Below are 13,742 nucleotides of genomic sequence, written 5' to 3'. Positions count from 1 at the left end.
TGGCCGGCGGCGGACCATGGCCTACTGCCAGGCCGCCATGATGGCCTGCCAGCGGCCCGTCTCCTGCAGGCGCAGCATGGCCGCCCGGATCTGCGCGGCCAAAGCCGGCGGGAACTCAGGCCCGGCGGCCAGATAAACGGGCGTCAGGGGCCCCACCGCCATCCCCTCCAGCAGGCTCTCCCTGGGCTGCCCCAACGCCTTCCAGCTGTAGCGGCTGATGAGATCCGAGTCCGCTATGGTGTCATAGCGCCCCCCCAGCAGCTTGCGGGCATTCATGTCGGCATTGGCTGCCCCGCTATCCAGCCCCTCCACCCCCAACTGCTGCAGCACCTTGATCAGCGCATGGCCGCGTACCACCCCCACCACCCGCCGCCGGGCCTCATCCAGATCGAGCACCGGGCGAACGTCACGGCCATAGGAATAGAAACGGGATTGGGTGGTGAACAGCTCCGCCAACCAGCTGTACTGCGCCAGGCGCTGCGGGGTCTGGGAGAAGGGGATGATGGCCACCGGCTCGGTACCCGCCTGCAGCACCCGGGCCTGGGCCCGCAACCAGGGGACATCGAAGCGGAACTCGAATCGGGGCGCCCCCAGCCGGGTCGCCTCGTCCAGCAGCTCCACCGCCAGGCCCACCGGGCGCCCGTCCACCTCACCGCAATAAGGCATGGCCTCCAGGGCGTACACCACCACCGTCGGCGCTGTGGGCGCATCCTGCTCCACCGGCACCCCGACACTGGGCCACCACAGCAGCAGTGCCGTCAGCCAGCCGGCCCACGCCCGTTTCGCCTGTTGCGCCATGGTCGCTCCTTGTTGCGGTCTGCCGGCGGCCCAGGGCCACCTCGTCAGACAAGTGTGGTGGCTGACACGCAACCTGGCCAGGCCGCATGCCAGCCCAGCCCCGACCTGTCATCCCCCATCTGGGTGATTCAGCGCCCCTGTGTCGCGGCTATGCTCGGCGGGCCATGACACAGGAGGAACCTATGCACTATGGACTGACAGGGATGTTGCTCGGCCTATTGGCCGGCACGGCCCACGCCGCCGATCCCACGGCGTTTGAACACCAGGTCTACCAGGCCATGGTGGAGCACAACTTTCACGGCAACTGGCACAGCGACTGCAGCCGGCTGACCCATGGCGGCGCACTGCGCCAATGGTGGCGCCTGGGCCAGGGCCAGCTGGACATCGTCGAGACCCGCTACAGCGATGACGACTGCCTGAGCCCCAGCGGCTTTGCCACCCACCACTATGACTACCAGGCCGCCGCCCCCGGTCTGGATGCGCAGGGGCAACACCACTACCCCCTGCACCTCACCACCGAGGCGGACGCGGCCCAGATCTATTACCTGCAGCCACAAGACGGCTCCCTGCTGGTCACCGGCCTGGCCCAGGACGCCCGCTTGCTGCTGAGCCAGACAGGAGGTCAGCATGACTAAGTCCCTCACCCCCCTGCTGGGCCTCACCCTGCTGCTGTTGAGCGGCTGCTATGGTGTCGATGACGACTGGTCCTCCGACGACGGCAGCAGTGACAGCGGTGGCGGCGCAGACAGCAGCTATAGCTACAGCTATACCTGCCCGGATACCAACACCAGCCACACCATTGAGATCCCCTCCCGCACCTGCGGCAGCGAATACGAGTTTTTTGCCTACAGCTTCGGCTGCAACCTGGTGGACAACATGGACAGCGCCGCCTGCGGACTGCAAGACTGCACAGGCGAAAATTTCGCCTGTGGGGCTTACGCCCAACCCTGACTGGGGCCAAGGGGGCTGTACCGCCCCCTTGGCGCCTGCCGGCATCCAGGCTGACGGTTGACCCGGCACCCATTCGTCGGCGGGCCACCAGGGAGAACGCCGTGGAGGCGTGATGCGGCATGGCGACCATGACGCTTGACTCGTCACGAACAGACTAGACGACCGGTCTAATTCGCTCTATAGTGCCCGCCATGAACACAGAACGCATCGATACCCGCCAACATATTCTCGACTGCGGCCACCGTCTGGTGGCGCGCAAGGGCTTTGTCGGCGTCGGCCTGGCGGAGTTGCTGGCCACCGCTGGCGTGCCCAAGGGCTCGTTTTATCACTATTTTGCCTCCAAAGAAGGCTTTGGCATCGCCCTGCTGGAGGCCTACTTCAGCCACTATCTGCAACGGCTGGACGGCCTGTTCGGCCGCCCGGATCTCAGCGGTGGCGACTGCCTGCAGACCTACTTGCAGCGCTGGATCGACACCCAGCAGGGGGAGGAAGCCGCCGATTACTGCCTGATCGTCAAGCTGGCGGCCGAAGTGGCGGATCTCTCCGAGCCGATGCGGGCCATCATGCTCGATGGTACCGAGCAGATCCTCGGCCGCCTGGCCGATGTGGTGGCGCGCGGGCAAGACGATGGCTCCATTGCCAACCGGGCGCCGGCCGGCGAGTTGGCGCAATGGCTCTATGAGGCCTGGTTGGGCGCCTCCCTGCTGGCCAAGCTGCGTCGTGATGACAGCGCCTACCGCGCCGCGTTGCAGCGCAGCCGCGAGTGGTTGCAACTGGGCTGACAAGACCTGGCGGCCCGCGAAGGTGGCCGCCCTTTTTTTACACCGCAACTAGACGACCGGTCTAATATCCGGTCAGGAGTAGACAGATGAATGGGATCAATCGTCGTTGGGTCTTGGCCTCGCGTCCGGTGGGTGAACCTGTGCTGGAGAACTTCCGCCTCGACCAGCAGCCGATACCGGAGCCGCAGGCCGGGCAACTGCTGCTGCAAACCCTCTACCTCTCCATCGACCCCTACATGCGCGGCCGGATGAGCGAGGCCAAGTCCTATGCGCCACCGGTGGCGCTGGGCGAGGTCATGGTCGGCGGCACCGTCAGCCGGGTCATCGCCTCGCAGCACCCCGACTATGCCGTCGGCGAGCTGGTGATGGCCTACACCGGCTGGCAGGAGTATGCGCTCAGTGATGGCAACGGCCTGTTCCACTTGGGCGAGCTGGCGCAACCCTCCCTGGCCCTGGGGGTCTTGGGCATGCCCGGCTTCACCGCCTACATGGGGCTGCTGGATATCGGCCAGCCGCAGGCCGGTGAGACAGTGGTGGTGGCGGCCGCCAGTGGCGCTGTGGGTGCCGTGGTCGGCCAGCTCGCCAAGCTGCAGGGCTGTCGGGTCGTCGGCATTGCCGGCGGCGCCGAGAAGTGTCGCTACGTGGTCGAGGAGCTGGGCTTTGATGCCTGCCTGGATCACAAGGCGCCGGAACTGCCCGCCCGCCTGGCGGCGGCCTGCCCGCAGGGCATCGATGTCTATTTCGAGAATGTCGGCGGCAAGGTGTTCGATGCCGTGCTGCCGCTGCTCAATGCCAAGGCGCGGGTGCCGGTGTGCGGCCTGATTGCCCACTACAACGCCACGGCCCTGCCGGCGGGGCCGGATCGTCTGCCGCTGCTGGCGGCGACCCTGCTCAAGCAGCGCATCCGTATGCAGGGGTTTATCATTTTTGATGACTATGGCCACCGCTATGGGGAGTTCCTGCAACAGATGGGCCCCTGGGTAGCCGAGGGCAAGATCCGCTTCCGCGAAGACAGGGTCCGCGGGCTGGAAGCGGCCCCCCAGGCGCTGATCGGCGTGCTGCGGGGCGAGAACTTTGGCAAGTGCATGGTGCACCTGGCCGATTAATCCGGGGCGGCACCCGCATCGGGTGCCGCTCATCAACGCAATGCGCTTACTGCAATCACGAGGAATCCCCTATGTCCCGTATCCTGATGGTACTCACCTCCCACGACCAGTTGGGCAACACTGGCCTCAAGACCGGTTTCTGGCTCGAAGAGTTCGCCGCCCCCTACTATGTGTTCCGCGATGCCGGTTGTGACCTCACCCTGGCCTCCCCCGCCGGTGGCCAGCCGCCGCTGGATCCCAAGAGCGATGAGCCGGACTTCCAGACCGCGGCCACCCACCGCTTCCGTGCCGATGCCGAGGCCATGGCCCAGCTGGCAGCGACCCAGCCACTGGCCGACATCCGGCTGGAGGAGTTTGACGCAGTCTTCTATCCCGGTGGTCATGGCCCCCTGTGGGATCTGGCCGAGGACGCTCACTCCATCGCCCTGATTGAACAGGCCATCGCCGCCGGCAAGCCGGTGGCGACCGTCTGCCATGCCCCCGGCGTGTTGCGCCACACCCGCGGGGTCGATGGCGCCCCCCTGGTCCAGGGCCGGCAGGTGACCGGCTTCTCCAACAGTGAAGAGGCGGCGGTACAACTGACCGAGGTGGTGCCCTTCCTGGTGGAAGAGATGCTGCAAGCCAATGGCGGCCATTACCAGAAGGGGCCGGACTGGCAACCCTTTGTGTTGCGCGACGGCCTGCTGATCACCGGGCAAAACCCCGCCTCCTCCGAGCAGACCGCGCAAACTCTGCTGGCCGCCCTCAGCGAGTGATGCGGCCGTTGCCGTGCCCCCAGGCCGCCCATGGGCGGCCTGTTTTTATTGGCGGGGCGGGTTGTCTATGTGACGGTTTGCCCGTTGGCCCCAGATACCAAGTCTTGGTTGACCGTTGCGCCCTTATCAGCATCGAGCATTTCAAACCTCCCGCTTGGCGGGGGCGCGCAAAGGGGGATTGTGCCATCCCCCTTCTCAACGTCATCCCTGACTAACAGCCCGCTCCGGGCTCCTGCCCTTCGCGCCAAACCGGGGCCGGGATAGCCAATCCCGTCCCTTATCCGGTTTGGCCCCTGGCACTCCCCGCTGTCTGGGCCTACGGCTCCCCTCGCCGCCCCCGCCGGGCTTGGGGCTCGTTATCGACATGCTCCCGGCATGACGATAACTGGCTCGGCGTCCTGCCTCGCCGCCCCGCCCACCGTGGCCGCCTCGGCCAGACAGAGGGGAGCCGGATCCAGTTAGCCAGCCAGTTTGGATTTTCGGGTTGGGTGAGTTGTTTGGCATGCGTGCCATTACGCTGGTCTAATCGCACCGACACGAGCTCAAATTTTCTAATGAACAATGTCCCTCGTTAGCAACCTTGCTCCGTTGGCTGTACATCAATCGATGCATTTTCAAAGGTAAATTGATAATACTCAGAGTTAATAGCCATGACTATTAGCTGAAGATTCTGATCTGTATATTCCGTATGAAGCAGTAAGTCAGCAGAAAAGTTATCTGCATCGAAACATGTCCATTTAGCACCTACAGGCTTAACATCGAGACTTTCCCAATCGAATATGCGAACAAGATAAATACAATATTTACTTGCATTTGAAAATGCATCATCCATCACAAAAGTTAAGTTTTTATTCGTCAGGCTAAAATCAGTCTGAATTACCGGTATATCGTCAAAAAAATAATCGCCAAATTTAACCATATTTCCTCAGACTTCTAACGTCTGAATTTACCGGCCTGCGCGGCTTTCCGCGCAAGTCCGGTGGAATGATGGGTTAGGCGCCGGACGGCCCATGATGAGCGCTCTTATAGAGGTTGTTTTGGCCAACACCATGCGGACTCAACCAGCCTTCGGCGGCATAGGACTTGAGGTATTCATCAAACTCCTCTTCGTTCTCGAATGAATATCCGCGTTCTTCAACGTTGTCCAGCAACTCAGTCCAGACTTCGATAGCCCCAGATTCTAGGTAGGTAACCTGCGTCACCTTCCACGCGAAATAGTCACCAACCTCCGCGTTGTCAAACTTCATGAACTCACCAACGCGTGGGACCACCGCCATTGGAATGGTCTTGGTGAGATGAGCCCATCGGGTTTTCGTTGCGAGCCAGATGCTGAACTGTATGTCCATGAGTAGGCGCCTAACGCTTTGCTAAGGGGCGGCCACGCAGTGGGCGTCCCGCGGAGGGCTGAAGGCCCGGAGTAAACTTAAGCAACTTGTTATGCCTCTGCCCCTGATATGATTTTTATCACTATGTAAACAAAGGCCGCGAGAGGTACATACGTTACCAAATGATAGATTGCAACATCTTTAAGGTAGTGTTTTTTTTGAATGTTAAATACGCCAATCCAATTAAGCTTGTGGTCCTCATAGTTTGGATAGTTAGATTTAAACAACTCAAAATCCATTAGCTCATGATTTTCATAGTTCTTTAGAACTTGATCATACTCATCATCAATAGCCTCTACTTGCTTATAAAAGGCATCATCTTTTTCATGACCTTCATAGCGAGATTTAAGCCGTCTCAACATCTTGTACAAGCGACTGATTTCTAGACCGCACTCATGAAATTTAACGGCACGAACACCGTATGAGGCAGAGCTTTCCAATTGGCTGAAAATCAATATTAGAAGTGAGAATGTCACATTAAGGAATAATATGTAGCTCCCATTGTAACCTTTGAGGTGACTCAGAAATAGGTAGTCTGAGAGGGTGAATATGATCATGTAAGCTGAAAGAAAAGCTATCGCTTTTGAAGACCTTGCATCTTTCGAACGTAAGCGACGGGCAGCAATATATCGTGTTCTCGATGTGGACCAAAGATTGTAGTTTAGCTGTTTATCAAAGCTTCCTTGAGCATAAAGAGGTACACCTTTCTTTGAATCTATATTGGGAGGGGTCTCATCCGTTTTGTTTTTGATCATAATTCCTCCAATAGGCATAAGAATTATTATGCGGCAAAATGCCACCTATCCATGGGGCTTGTGCCGCCTAGTTCCGCAACGCAAGGCGGGTGTGCCTTGCAACCACTTGTCTTGTCGATAAAACCAGCGCCATGGTTTTGCGCTTTGCGGATAGATGGCCAATCTGCCGTCTATCCCGCAGTGGGACCTGATCGTGTTCCATCAGCTCCGCTATATCGCCTGCTTAGGTGCAATTCGCGATAGCGTAATTGCACGTATAAATAGGCCGTTTGCCATATTCCATCTGCGTCCTATCCTATCGGCCTTTGTGCCGTCTGACACCTCGGTTGTTCACATTTTCCCTTCAAAATCAGGCAGGATAAACCGAGCCACCGGCAGACGGCAACGGAGCGGCTAACGGGATCTCCCTCCCCTGTGACTGGCCGAGGAGGTGACGGTGGGCCGGCGGCGAGGCAGGACGCCGAGCCAGTTATCGCCGCGCCGGGAGCGCGTCGATAACGTGCCGTCAGGCCACCGGCGCCGACGAGGGAAGCCGCAGGGCCAGTCAGCGGGGAGTGCCGGGGATTGCAAAGGGGGATGCACAATCCCCCTTTGCGCGCCTCCGCCCAGCGGCGGGCTGGAAAGGCTCGGCGCCGATAAAGGCGCAACGGACAAACCAGATCCACTGCCCCAGAGGGCGGAACAGTTCCAGTCAGAAACGGATACTCCAGCCCGCGTAGGTACGATTCGCGCCAGCGTAATCGTACGCATGGGAATGCAACACCAAGGCCCAATCCAACCACCGGGTGCCCTTGGCCGGGCCGAGTGGCGGGCGGTGTGCAGGGGATGGCCCGCAGGGAGGCGGGCTTAGCCAGCGCCGGACAGGGGCCAAACCGATTAAAGGACGGGATTGATTATCCCGGCCCGGTTTGGCGCGAGGGCAGGAAGTCCGAGCGGAATGCGGAGCCAGGGAGGGCATAGCGGGCCGTCGCTGGCGGCCCCGGAACAACGACCAGAACGAGGGGCTTTCCCGGCCATCGGGCAAACAGGCACGGGGTCCAGGGGCCCTTGCCGGAGGGCCCCTGGCCGCCCCGCCCAGCGGCGGTCGGCAAAACGCCAGCGCCCCAGAGGGCGGAACCACCAACGCAGGATCAGAAGAAACAACACCAAGGCCACCCCTCCCTCCCCTTGCCAGGGAAGGAATCCTGGCAGCCCGTGTAATACCCATGGCAATTCAACCCCAACCGCCGAGGGCGCCACCGCTTCGCCTCAGGCGCCGGTGGCGACCGCCGCCGGCGTGGCCCGGTCCAGCTTCTCGATATACAGCAGCACCTCACCCACCCGGATCCCCCACTTGCGGATCTCGGCCCGGTTGATGAGGCGCTGCTCATCCAGCAGGTACATCCAGTCGTCAAAGTCCACCTTGACCCGGTCACCGTCCGGCAGTTTGAGGTTCATGCGGTAGCGCCAGTTGAGGGCAAAGCCCTGGCTCTGGCCCTGGGCCTCGCCCACCACATCGTCGGCCCGGCCGCGCCAGCGGCCATCCGGGGTTTGTTCCAGCCACCAGGTGCGGGTCTCCCGGCGCCCGTCATCAAACAGGAACTCCTCGTGCAGCCGCCCCTTGCCGTCGTGCCACTCCCCCTGCAGGCTGGCGGTGAAACGGCTACCCACCTTGCCGGCACGATCCAGCACCAACCCATGGGCCACCAGGGGCCCGTTGAAGAAGGCGGCCAGATCCCAGGCAGGAGTGGTCCCTTGGTATTCTTCAATGCGGTTGCCGCAGCCCCCCAGCAGAAGCAGCAGGCCACAGACAGACACCATACGCGCTAACGGTTTCATCATGGTATTACCTCGCCACGCAGTTGACGGGTCAGGGCCGGATCACGGCTACGCTCATCCAGCCAGATGGCCAAAAAGGCCGGGGCAAACTCCGGCTGTGCCACCTCCCCCAGGACTCGCGACCCCAGCCAGAACTGGCTGGCGCCGCTGGGGTCGACATAGAGGGTGAGGCGATCACCGGCACGAATGTCCGGCCAGATGGCCGCCAGCTGCGCCAGCCAGGCCGCCTGATGGCGGGCCGGCACCTGCCCCAGCCGCTGCCACTCCTCACGGGTGGCGGCCAGCAGATCATCCCGGTCGATGTCGCGGGCATAGTGCAGGCTCAGGGCCAAGGGCCGGGCCGCCGGGCGATAACGGCCATCGGCACTGTAGAGGGTGGCGTCATACAGCTTGAACCAGAGCCAGTGCAGCTGTGCCTGGCCGACCGGGCGCAGGCCCGCCAGGGGCGGCGCCGCCATGGCCGGCAGGGCGAGCAACACCAGCAGCAACCAGGCCTTCATCGGGTCACCTCCTTGGGGTCAAACAAGCTCAGCCATCGCCGGATGAGCACCATGAGCAGCGGCAGCAACAGCGCCCAGATGAGCGCCAGCAAGGCCCCCGAGGTCCACAACCCCAGGGGCAGCCAGACGCCGCCCAGGCGCGCCCCCACCAGGTAGGCGAAGGGGCCGCCCACGGCGCCCAGCAGCGCCACCCGCGCCGGATGCCAATGGGCCAGCCAGCCCAGGCCGTGGGGCAGGGTCCAGACAAAGCCGACCCAGAGTCCCAGCAGCCAGAGCGGCCAGGCCGTAAACGCCAGCACCCCCCACTGCCACAGCAGCAGATCCAGGCCAAAGCCGGCGGCCGCCAATGGCAACAGGGCCAGATCCCCGCGCCGGCTGGGGGTGAACCACAGGTGCAGCGCCAGCAGCAACAGCAAGGGCCAGGGCTCGCGCACCACCACCGCCAGACTCCAGTAGAGGTCGAAGCCGATAAACTGGCCCCAGCGCCACCCGCTGTCCCGGTTTATGGACAGTGCCATACGCCGGCACCGGGCTTGGCCGCCTCAAAGTGCACCAGGTTGATGGTGCGCTCGCAAAAGCCCCCCTCGCAGTAGGCAAAGTAGAAGTGCCACAGCCGGATGAAGTCCTCGCTGTAGCCCTGCTGGCGCAGCTCGGGAGCCAGGGCCAGGAAGCGCTGACGCCAGTCGCGCAGGGTGCGGGCGTAGTGGCTGCCGTGGTCGTGCAGGCGCACCAGCGTCATGTCGGTGTGACGGGCCAGCAGCTGGGTCATGTGGGATACGCTGGGCAGGCACCCTCCCGGGAAGATGTAGCGCTGGATGAAGTCCACCCCCTTGAGGTATTGCTCGAAGCGCTGATCGGCGATGGTGATGGCCTGCAGCAACAGGCGGCCGCCGGGCTTGAGCAGACCGGACAGGCGACGGAAATAGTCCGGCAGGAAGGCGTGACCAACCGCCTCTATCATCTCGATGGAGACCAGCTTGTCGTACTGGCCCTGCAGATGCCGGTAATCCTCCAAGAGCAGGGTGATGCGATCCCCCAGTCCCTCCCGCGCGATCCAGTCCTTGGCATAGTCGTGCTGCGCCCGGGAAAGGGTGGTGGTGGTGACCCGACAGCCGTAGTGACGGGCCGCGTGGATGGCCAGGCCGCCCCAACCGGTGCCTATCTCCAGCAGATGATCCTCCGGCCCCAGATCCAGCCGCTGACAGATGAGATCCAGCTTGTGGTGCTGGGCCTCGTCCAGGGTCGCCTCGTCCGTGGGATAGACGGCGGAGGAGTACTGCATGTTGCGGTCCAGGAAGCCCTGGTACATGGCGTTGCCCAGATCGTAGTGGGCGGCAATGTTGGCCCGCGAGCCGGTGAGCGTGTTGCGGTTGGCCAGATGGCGCAGCCGGTTCAGGGGGAAGGTGAGCCAGCCCAGACGTCGCTCCAGGGTATCGACCAGGGGAAGGTTGCGCGCCAGCAGCCGTACCAGCGCCACCGGATCCGGACTGTGCCAGAGCCCCTCGACCCAGGTCTCGCCCGCGGCTATGCTGCCGCCCAGCAGCAGGCGGCGCCAGAAGCGGCCATCGCACACCCGCAATGAGGCCTGCAGTTCACCGGGGTGACCCAGTCGATGGCTTCGGCCCTCGCCGTCACTCTCGTCCACCAGATCCAGTTGCCCGTGCTGCAGCCGAGTCAGCAGCTGCAGCACCAGGTTGCGAGCCAGCCGGTCGAGCCGGCTCAAGGGGCGGGTTGTGGCCACAAGTTCCATGTCAGTGGGTCTCCGGATGGGAATAAAAGGGGGTACGTTTCAACCATAGCCGCAGGGCGTGCCAGTAGATGCCCAGCAGCACCGTCAGTGTCATGCTGGGCCAGCGCCACAACAGGCGGCGCAGCCCAGGCCGGGTCAAGGGTTCGGCACGCAGGGCCAGGGTGGCATCAAACAGCTTGCCGCCGCCCGCCTGGGGGTGGCTTGCAAGATGCACCAGCAGATCGCCCTGCCCCCCCTCGGGGGCCCGCACCCGCCAGTGATAGTTCATCGCCAGGGACATGAAGGGGGAGACGTGGAACGCCTTGCCCTGGGGACTGGGTGCCGCCAGATCGATGAGGTAGTGATGGCGCTCGTTCCAGGGGGTGTTGGAGACCTCGGCCAGCAGCCAGCGCGCCCGGGCACCCTCGTAGCAGAAGTAGAAGTTCACCGGGCTGAAGTAGAGCCCGAGGCAGCGGCCATGGCCGACAAACAGCACCCGCCCCTCCCCCTGGCCCCCCAGCTCATGCACCCGCTGCCAGACCGCCGCCTTGAGCGGCACGGCCGGATCCCCCAGGTAGTCCCGGCGATGAAACGCCAGCAGGGCCGGGCGGTTGATGCCCCACATCAGGCCGCCCTCGTCGAGCTCATCCAGCTCGTCCAGATCCAGGGCCAGCATGTAGAGGTCATAGCTGAAATGGTGGGCCCTAGGGGCGAAGCGGCGATGGCGCACCTGGCCCACCAGCAGGGAACTGTTCACAGCTGGCCTCCAAAGCGCTGGGCCACATCCAGCGCACTGCGCACCCCGTCCTCATGGAACCCGTTGTACCAGTAGGCGCCGCAAAAATGGGTGTGGCGCACGCCGCAGATCTCGTTACGCCGTCCCTGGGCAGCCAGGGAGGCCAGGTTGAACACGGGGTGATGATAGACAAAGCGCCGCAGCACCTTGGCCGGATCCACCGCCGCCCCCGGGTTGAGGGTGACGCAGAAGGTGTGGGGAGCGGTGATCCCCTGCAGGATATTCATGTTGTAGGTCACCAGGGGGCGCTGGGTCTCATCACCGTCCAGCCGATAGTTCCAGCTGGCCCAGGCCTTGGGCCGCCGGGGCAGCAACCGGGTGTCGGTGTGCAACCAGACGTCGTTGGCCTGATAGGGCATGGCCCCCAGCACGGCACGTTCGGCGGCGCTGGGGTCTTCCAGCAGGGCCAGGGCCTGATCGCTGTGGCAGGCAAAGACCACCTCGTCAAAGCGCGCCACGCCGTCGGCGGTACGCACACTCACCCCCGGCTCATCCCGCCGCACCCCCAGCACCGGAGTCGCCACGCGAATGCGCTCCGCCCAGCCCGCAATCAGCGGGGGTATGTACTCCCGCGAACCGCCGGGGATCACGTACCACTGGGGCCGGTTATCCACCTCCAGCAGGCCATGGTGGTCGAAGAAGCGCAGGAAGAAGCCCAGGGGGAAGTCGCGCATGTCCGCCAGGGTGGATGACCAGATGGCCGCCCCCATGGGCAGGATATAGTGGCGGGCGAAGTAGTCGGAGAAGCCCTGCTCGCTCAAGAAGGCCCCCAGGGTCTGCTCTAACGCCGGCCCCCGGGCCAGAGCCGCCTTGCTCTCACGGTTAAACCGCAAGATCTCCCGCAACAAGCCCCAAAACCGGGGTCGCAACAGGTTGCTGCGCTGGGCAAACAGGCTGTCCAGATTGTGGCCGTTGTACTCAAACCCAGTGGGGGTGCTCACCGAGAAACTCATCTGGGTGGGCCTGGCGCCCAGGCCGATGCGGGCCAGCAGGCGCTCAAAGCGCGGGTAGGTGCGGTCGTTGAAGACGATAAAGCCGGTATCGACGGCATAGCTGTGCCCCGCCAGGGTGACGTCCACGGTGGCGGTGTGACCGCCGAGCACGGGGGCAGCCTCAAACAGGGTGACCGCATGATGCGGGTGCAGCAGGTGGCCCAGGGTCAGGCCCGATATGCCGGAGCCGATGATCGCTATCTGTTTCATGGTGTCGAGTCCTTGATGGGTACCAAAAAACGGCACAGCCGCAGCCACAGGCCGCTGGGCAGGGCCCCCAGCAGGCGCAGCGGCCAGATCAGGCGGCGCGGAAACTGCACTTCCAGCTGACCGCGAGCCAGGCCGTGACGGATGCGGCGAGCGGCCTGCTCCACCGTCAGCAGCCCCGGCATGGGAAAATCGTTGCGGGCGGTCAGCGGGGTGGCCACAAAGCCGGGCCGCACCAGGGTCACCGCTATGCCCTCCCGGGCCAGATCGAGCCGCAGGCTGGCCGCCAGATAATCCAGCGCCGCCTTGGAGGCGCCATAGGCTTCGGCCCGCGGCAGCGGCAACCAGGTGACCGACGAGCTCACCAGGGCCAAGCGGCCACCGCGCACCAGGCGCGGCAAGAAGGCCGCCAACACCTGGCCGGTGGCGATCAGATTGGTCTCGATGACCCGGGCGAACAGGGCGCCGTCAAAGGCCCGGGCATGATCGAGGTACTCGCAGGTACCGGCATTGAGGATCGCCAGATCCAGCGCCGGTACCCCCTCGGCCGCCTGATGACAGGCCGCGGCATCCCGGCCGTCAAAGCACAGCAGGGTGGCGCCCTGCGCCTGCAAGGGGGCCAGGCGCGCCGCGTCCCGTCCGCAGGCCCAGACCTGATGCCCCTGAGCCAGATAGTCGCGCGCCAGTTGCAGGCCAATGCCGGAGCTGGCCCCCGTGATGAGTATCCGCATCATGCGCCGAACCTCCCCTTGATCACCCGCACCAGGGGGCCCAGCAGCGGCAGCCGCTCATACAATAGGGCCCCCAGATCGAAGTAGTCCCTGTGGTGGCTGACCCGGCCGGCCCCATCGAAGGTGAGCCGGGTCGCGCCGCTCACGGCCACGGGGGCACCGGCCGCCAGGCGCGGATGGCGCAGGGTCATGGTCCAGCTGAGCCAGCCATGCTCGCCGGCCATCTCCGCCGAGGCGATGGCAAACTCGATGTCGGTCACCGCCTGGTAGAGCCGGGCGAAGTAGGCGGTGAGGGCTGGCCGGCCCTCGATACGATGCGCCGGATCTTCGAACAGCACCGTCTCGGCATAGACATCCGCCAGCAGGTGCAGGTGCGCGCTATCCAGTCGTTGGTAAAGGTCGATGACGCGCGCCAGGCGCGGATCCTGATCCATGGT

At 63.7% G+C, this 13,742-nt stretch carries 17 protein-coding genes; 5 read left to right on the top strand and 12 right to left on the bottom strand.

The annotated features are described in order from the left end of the window. Nucleotides 1–21 precede the first annotated feature (21 nt). On the bottom strand, nt 22–798 hold the full coding sequence (locus tag ABD847_RS09350) for a transporter substrate-binding domain-containing protein (RefSeq protein WP_345012277.1): 777 nt from the start codon (nt 796–798) through the stop codon (nt 22–24). Nucleotides 799–980: 182 nt separating this feature from the next. Here ABD847_RS09350 and ABD847_RS09345 point away from each other — a divergent pair, with 182 nt between their 5' ends. From ABD847_RS09345 to ABD847_RS09325, 5 genes are all read left to right on the top strand, one after another. Then, a complete protein-coding gene (locus ABD847_RS09345) occupies nt 981–1,433 on the top strand; it encodes a hypothetical protein (RefSeq protein WP_345012275.1) in 453 nt (150 codons plus the stop codon). Further along, nucleotides 1,426–1,749, top strand: coding sequence for a hypothetical protein (locus ABD847_RS09340; RefSeq protein WP_345012273.1), 324 nt, complete (start codon nt 1,426–1,428; stop codon nt 1,747–1,749). Before ABD847_RS09345 ends, ABD847_RS09340 begins: the two co-directional genes overlap by 8 nt. A 191-nt stretch (nt 1,750–1,940) precedes the next feature. After that, complete coding sequence (locus tag ABD847_RS09335; protein ID WP_345012271.1) at nt 1,941–2,531, top strand: TetR/AcrR family transcriptional regulator; 591 nt, start codon at nt 1,941–1,943, stop codon at nt 2,529–2,531. An 86-nt stretch (nt 2,532–2,617) separates the two neighbouring features. Beyond that, nucleotides 2,618–3,637, top strand: a complete 1,020-nt coding sequence (locus ABD847_RS09330; RefSeq protein ID WP_345012269.1) for an NADP-dependent oxidoreductase — start codon at nt 2,618–2,620, stop codon at nt 3,635–3,637. 71 nt (nt 3,638–3,708) lie between these two features. Further along, the gene (locus ABD847_RS09325; RefSeq protein ID WP_345012267.1) at nt 3,709–4,392 is read left to right on the top strand and encodes a type 1 glutamine amidotransferase domain-containing protein; all 684 of its coding nucleotides are present in this window, start codon (nt 3,709–3,711) and stop codon (nt 4,390–4,392) included. Between the two features lie 571 nt (nt 4,393–4,963). On the opposite strand, the gene ABD847_RS09320 is transcribed toward ABD847_RS09325, so the two are convergent. The 11 genes from ABD847_RS09320 to ABD847_RS09270 form a co-directional block, all read right to left on the bottom strand. Beyond that, the gene (locus ABD847_RS09320) at nt 4,964–5,311 is read right to left on the bottom strand and encodes a hypothetical protein (RefSeq protein WP_345012265.1); all 348 of its coding nucleotides are present in this window, start codon (nt 5,309–5,311) and stop codon (nt 4,964–4,966) included. Between the two features lie 73 nt (nt 5,312–5,384). Continuing rightward, entirely contained in the window at nt 5,385–5,738 is a 354-nt protein-coding gene (locus tag ABD847_RS09315) for a hypothetical protein (protein ID WP_345012263.1), read from the bottom strand. An 89-nt stretch (nt 5,739–5,827) separates the two neighbouring features. Beyond that, nucleotides 5,828–6,532 carry an SLATT domain-containing protein gene (locus ABD847_RS09310; RefSeq protein WP_345012261.1) on the bottom strand — a complete coding sequence of 235 codons (705 nt, stop codon included), beginning with the start codon at nt 6,530–6,532 and terminating at the stop codon, nt 5,828–5,830. Between the two features lie 1,248 nt (nt 6,533–7,780). Next, complete coding sequence (locus ABD847_RS09305; protein WP_345012259.1) at nt 7,781–8,353, bottom strand: DUF3833 domain-containing protein; 573 nt, start codon at nt 8,351–8,353, stop codon at nt 7,781–7,783. Further along, nucleotides 8,350–8,850 (bottom strand): chalcone isomerase family protein, encoded by a 501-nt coding sequence (locus ABD847_RS09300; protein WP_425568449.1) that lies wholly within the window; start codon nt 8,848–8,850, stop codon nt 8,350–8,352. Before ABD847_RS09300 ends, ABD847_RS09305 begins: the two co-directional genes overlap by 4 nt. Next, nucleotides 8,847–9,368, bottom strand: a complete 522-nt coding sequence (locus ABD847_RS09295) for a DUF2878 domain-containing protein (RefSeq protein ID WP_345012257.1) — start codon at nt 9,366–9,368, stop codon at nt 8,847–8,849. The genes ABD847_RS09300 and ABD847_RS09295 overlap by 4 nt, the downstream gene beginning before the upstream one ends. Further along, on the bottom strand, nt 9,353–10,600 hold the full coding sequence (locus ABD847_RS09290; protein ID WP_345012255.1) for a class I SAM-dependent methyltransferase: 1,248 nt from the start codon (nt 10,598–10,600) through the stop codon (nt 9,353–9,355). Before ABD847_RS09290 ends, ABD847_RS09295 begins: the two co-directional genes overlap by 16 nt. Before the next feature lies 1 nt (nt 10,601). Then, complete coding sequence (locus tag ABD847_RS09285; RefSeq protein WP_345012253.1) at nt 10,602–11,336, bottom strand: DUF1365 domain-containing protein; 735 nt, start codon at nt 11,334–11,336, stop codon at nt 10,602–10,604. Next, nucleotides 11,333–12,577 carry an NAD(P)/FAD-dependent oxidoreductase gene (locus tag ABD847_RS09280; protein ID WP_345012251.1) on the bottom strand — a complete coding sequence of 415 codons (1,245 nt, stop codon included), beginning with the start codon at nt 12,575–12,577 and terminating at the stop codon, nt 11,333–11,335. The genes ABD847_RS09285 and ABD847_RS09280 overlap by 4 nt, the downstream gene beginning before the upstream one ends. Then, nucleotides 12,574–13,308, bottom strand: coding sequence for an SDR family NAD(P)-dependent oxidoreductase (locus tag ABD847_RS09275; RefSeq protein ID WP_345012249.1), 735 nt, complete (start codon nt 13,306–13,308; stop codon nt 12,574–12,576). Before ABD847_RS09275 ends, ABD847_RS09280 begins: the two co-directional genes overlap by 4 nt. Beyond that, nucleotides 13,305–13,739, bottom strand: coding sequence for a nuclear transport factor 2 family protein (locus tag ABD847_RS09270; protein ID WP_345012247.1), 435 nt, complete (start codon nt 13,737–13,739; stop codon nt 13,305–13,307). The genes ABD847_RS09275 and ABD847_RS09270 overlap by 4 nt, the downstream gene beginning before the upstream one ends. Nucleotides 13,740–13,742 lie beyond the last annotated feature (3 nt).

This window comes from Pseudaeromonas paramecii, from assembly GCF_039540575.1.
GTDB classification, from domain to species: Bacteria; Pseudomonadota; Gammaproteobacteria; order Enterobacterales; family Aeromonadaceae; genus Pseudaeromonas; species Pseudaeromonas paramecii.
This window is presented reverse-complemented; position numbering and strand designations above follow the sequence as displayed.

What these genes read in the sequence shown, in the direction of transcription:
- ABD847_RS09330 (WP_345012269.1), top strand. Translation starts at nt 2,618, where the DNA reads ATGAATGGGATCAATCGTCGTTGGGTCTTGGCCTCGCGTCCGGTGGGT.
- ABD847_RS09270 (WP_345012247.1), bottom strand. Translation starts at nt 13,739, where the DNA reads ATGGATCAGGATCCGCGCCTGGCGCGCGTCATCGACCTTTACCAACGA.
- ABD847_RS09280 (WP_345012251.1), bottom strand. Translation starts at nt 12,577, where the DNA reads ATGAAACAGATAGCGATCATCGGCTCCGGCATATCGGGCCTGACCCTG.
- ABD847_RS09335 (WP_345012271.1), top strand. Translation starts at nt 1,941, where the DNA reads ATGAACACAGAACGCATCGATACCCGCCAACATATTCTCGACTGCGGC.
- ABD847_RS09320 (WP_345012265.1), bottom strand. Translation starts at nt 5,311, where the DNA reads ATGGTTAAATTTGGCGATTATTTTTTTGACGATATACCGGTAATTCAG.
- ABD847_RS09350 (WP_345012277.1), bottom strand. Translation starts at nt 798, where the DNA reads ATGGCGCAACAGGCGAAACGGGCGTGGGCCGGCTGGCTGACGGCACTG.
- ABD847_RS09340 (WP_345012273.1), top strand. Translation starts at nt 1,426, where the DNA reads ATGACTAAGTCCCTCACCCCCCTGCTGGGCCTCACCCTGCTGCTGTTG.
- ABD847_RS09315 (WP_345012263.1), bottom strand. Translation starts at nt 5,738, where the DNA reads ATGGACATACAGTTCAGCATCTGGCTCGCAACGAAAACCCGATGGGCT.
- ABD847_RS09325 (WP_345012267.1), top strand. Translation starts at nt 3,709, where the DNA reads ATGTCCCGTATCCTGATGGTACTCACCTCCCACGACCAGTTGGGCAAC.
- ABD847_RS09310 (WP_345012261.1), bottom strand. Translation starts at nt 6,532, where the DNA reads ATGATCAAAAACAAAACGGATGAGACCCCTCCCAATATAGATTCAAAG.
- ABD847_RS09295 (WP_345012257.1), bottom strand. Translation starts at nt 9,368, where the DNA reads ATGGCACTGTCCATAAACCGGGACAGCGGGTGGCGCTGGGGCCAGTTT.
- ABD847_RS09345 (WP_345012275.1), top strand. Translation starts at nt 981, where the DNA reads ATGCACTATGGACTGACAGGGATGTTGCTCGGCCTATTGGCCGGCACG.
- ABD847_RS09305 (WP_345012259.1), bottom strand. Translation starts at nt 8,353, where the DNA reads ATGATGAAACCGTTAGCGCGTATGGTGTCTGTCTGTGGCCTGCTGCTT.
- ABD847_RS09290 (WP_345012255.1), bottom strand. Translation starts at nt 10,600, where the DNA reads ATGGAACTTGTGGCCACAACCCGCCCCTTGAGCCGGCTCGACCGGCTG.
- ABD847_RS09300 (WP_425568449.1), bottom strand. Translation starts at nt 8,850, where the DNA reads ATGAAGGCCTGGTTGCTGCTGGTGTTGCTCGCCCTGCCGGCCATGGCG.
- ABD847_RS09275 (WP_345012249.1), bottom strand. Translation starts at nt 13,308, where the DNA reads ATGATGCGGATACTCATCACGGGGGCCAGCTCCGGCATTGGCCTGCAA.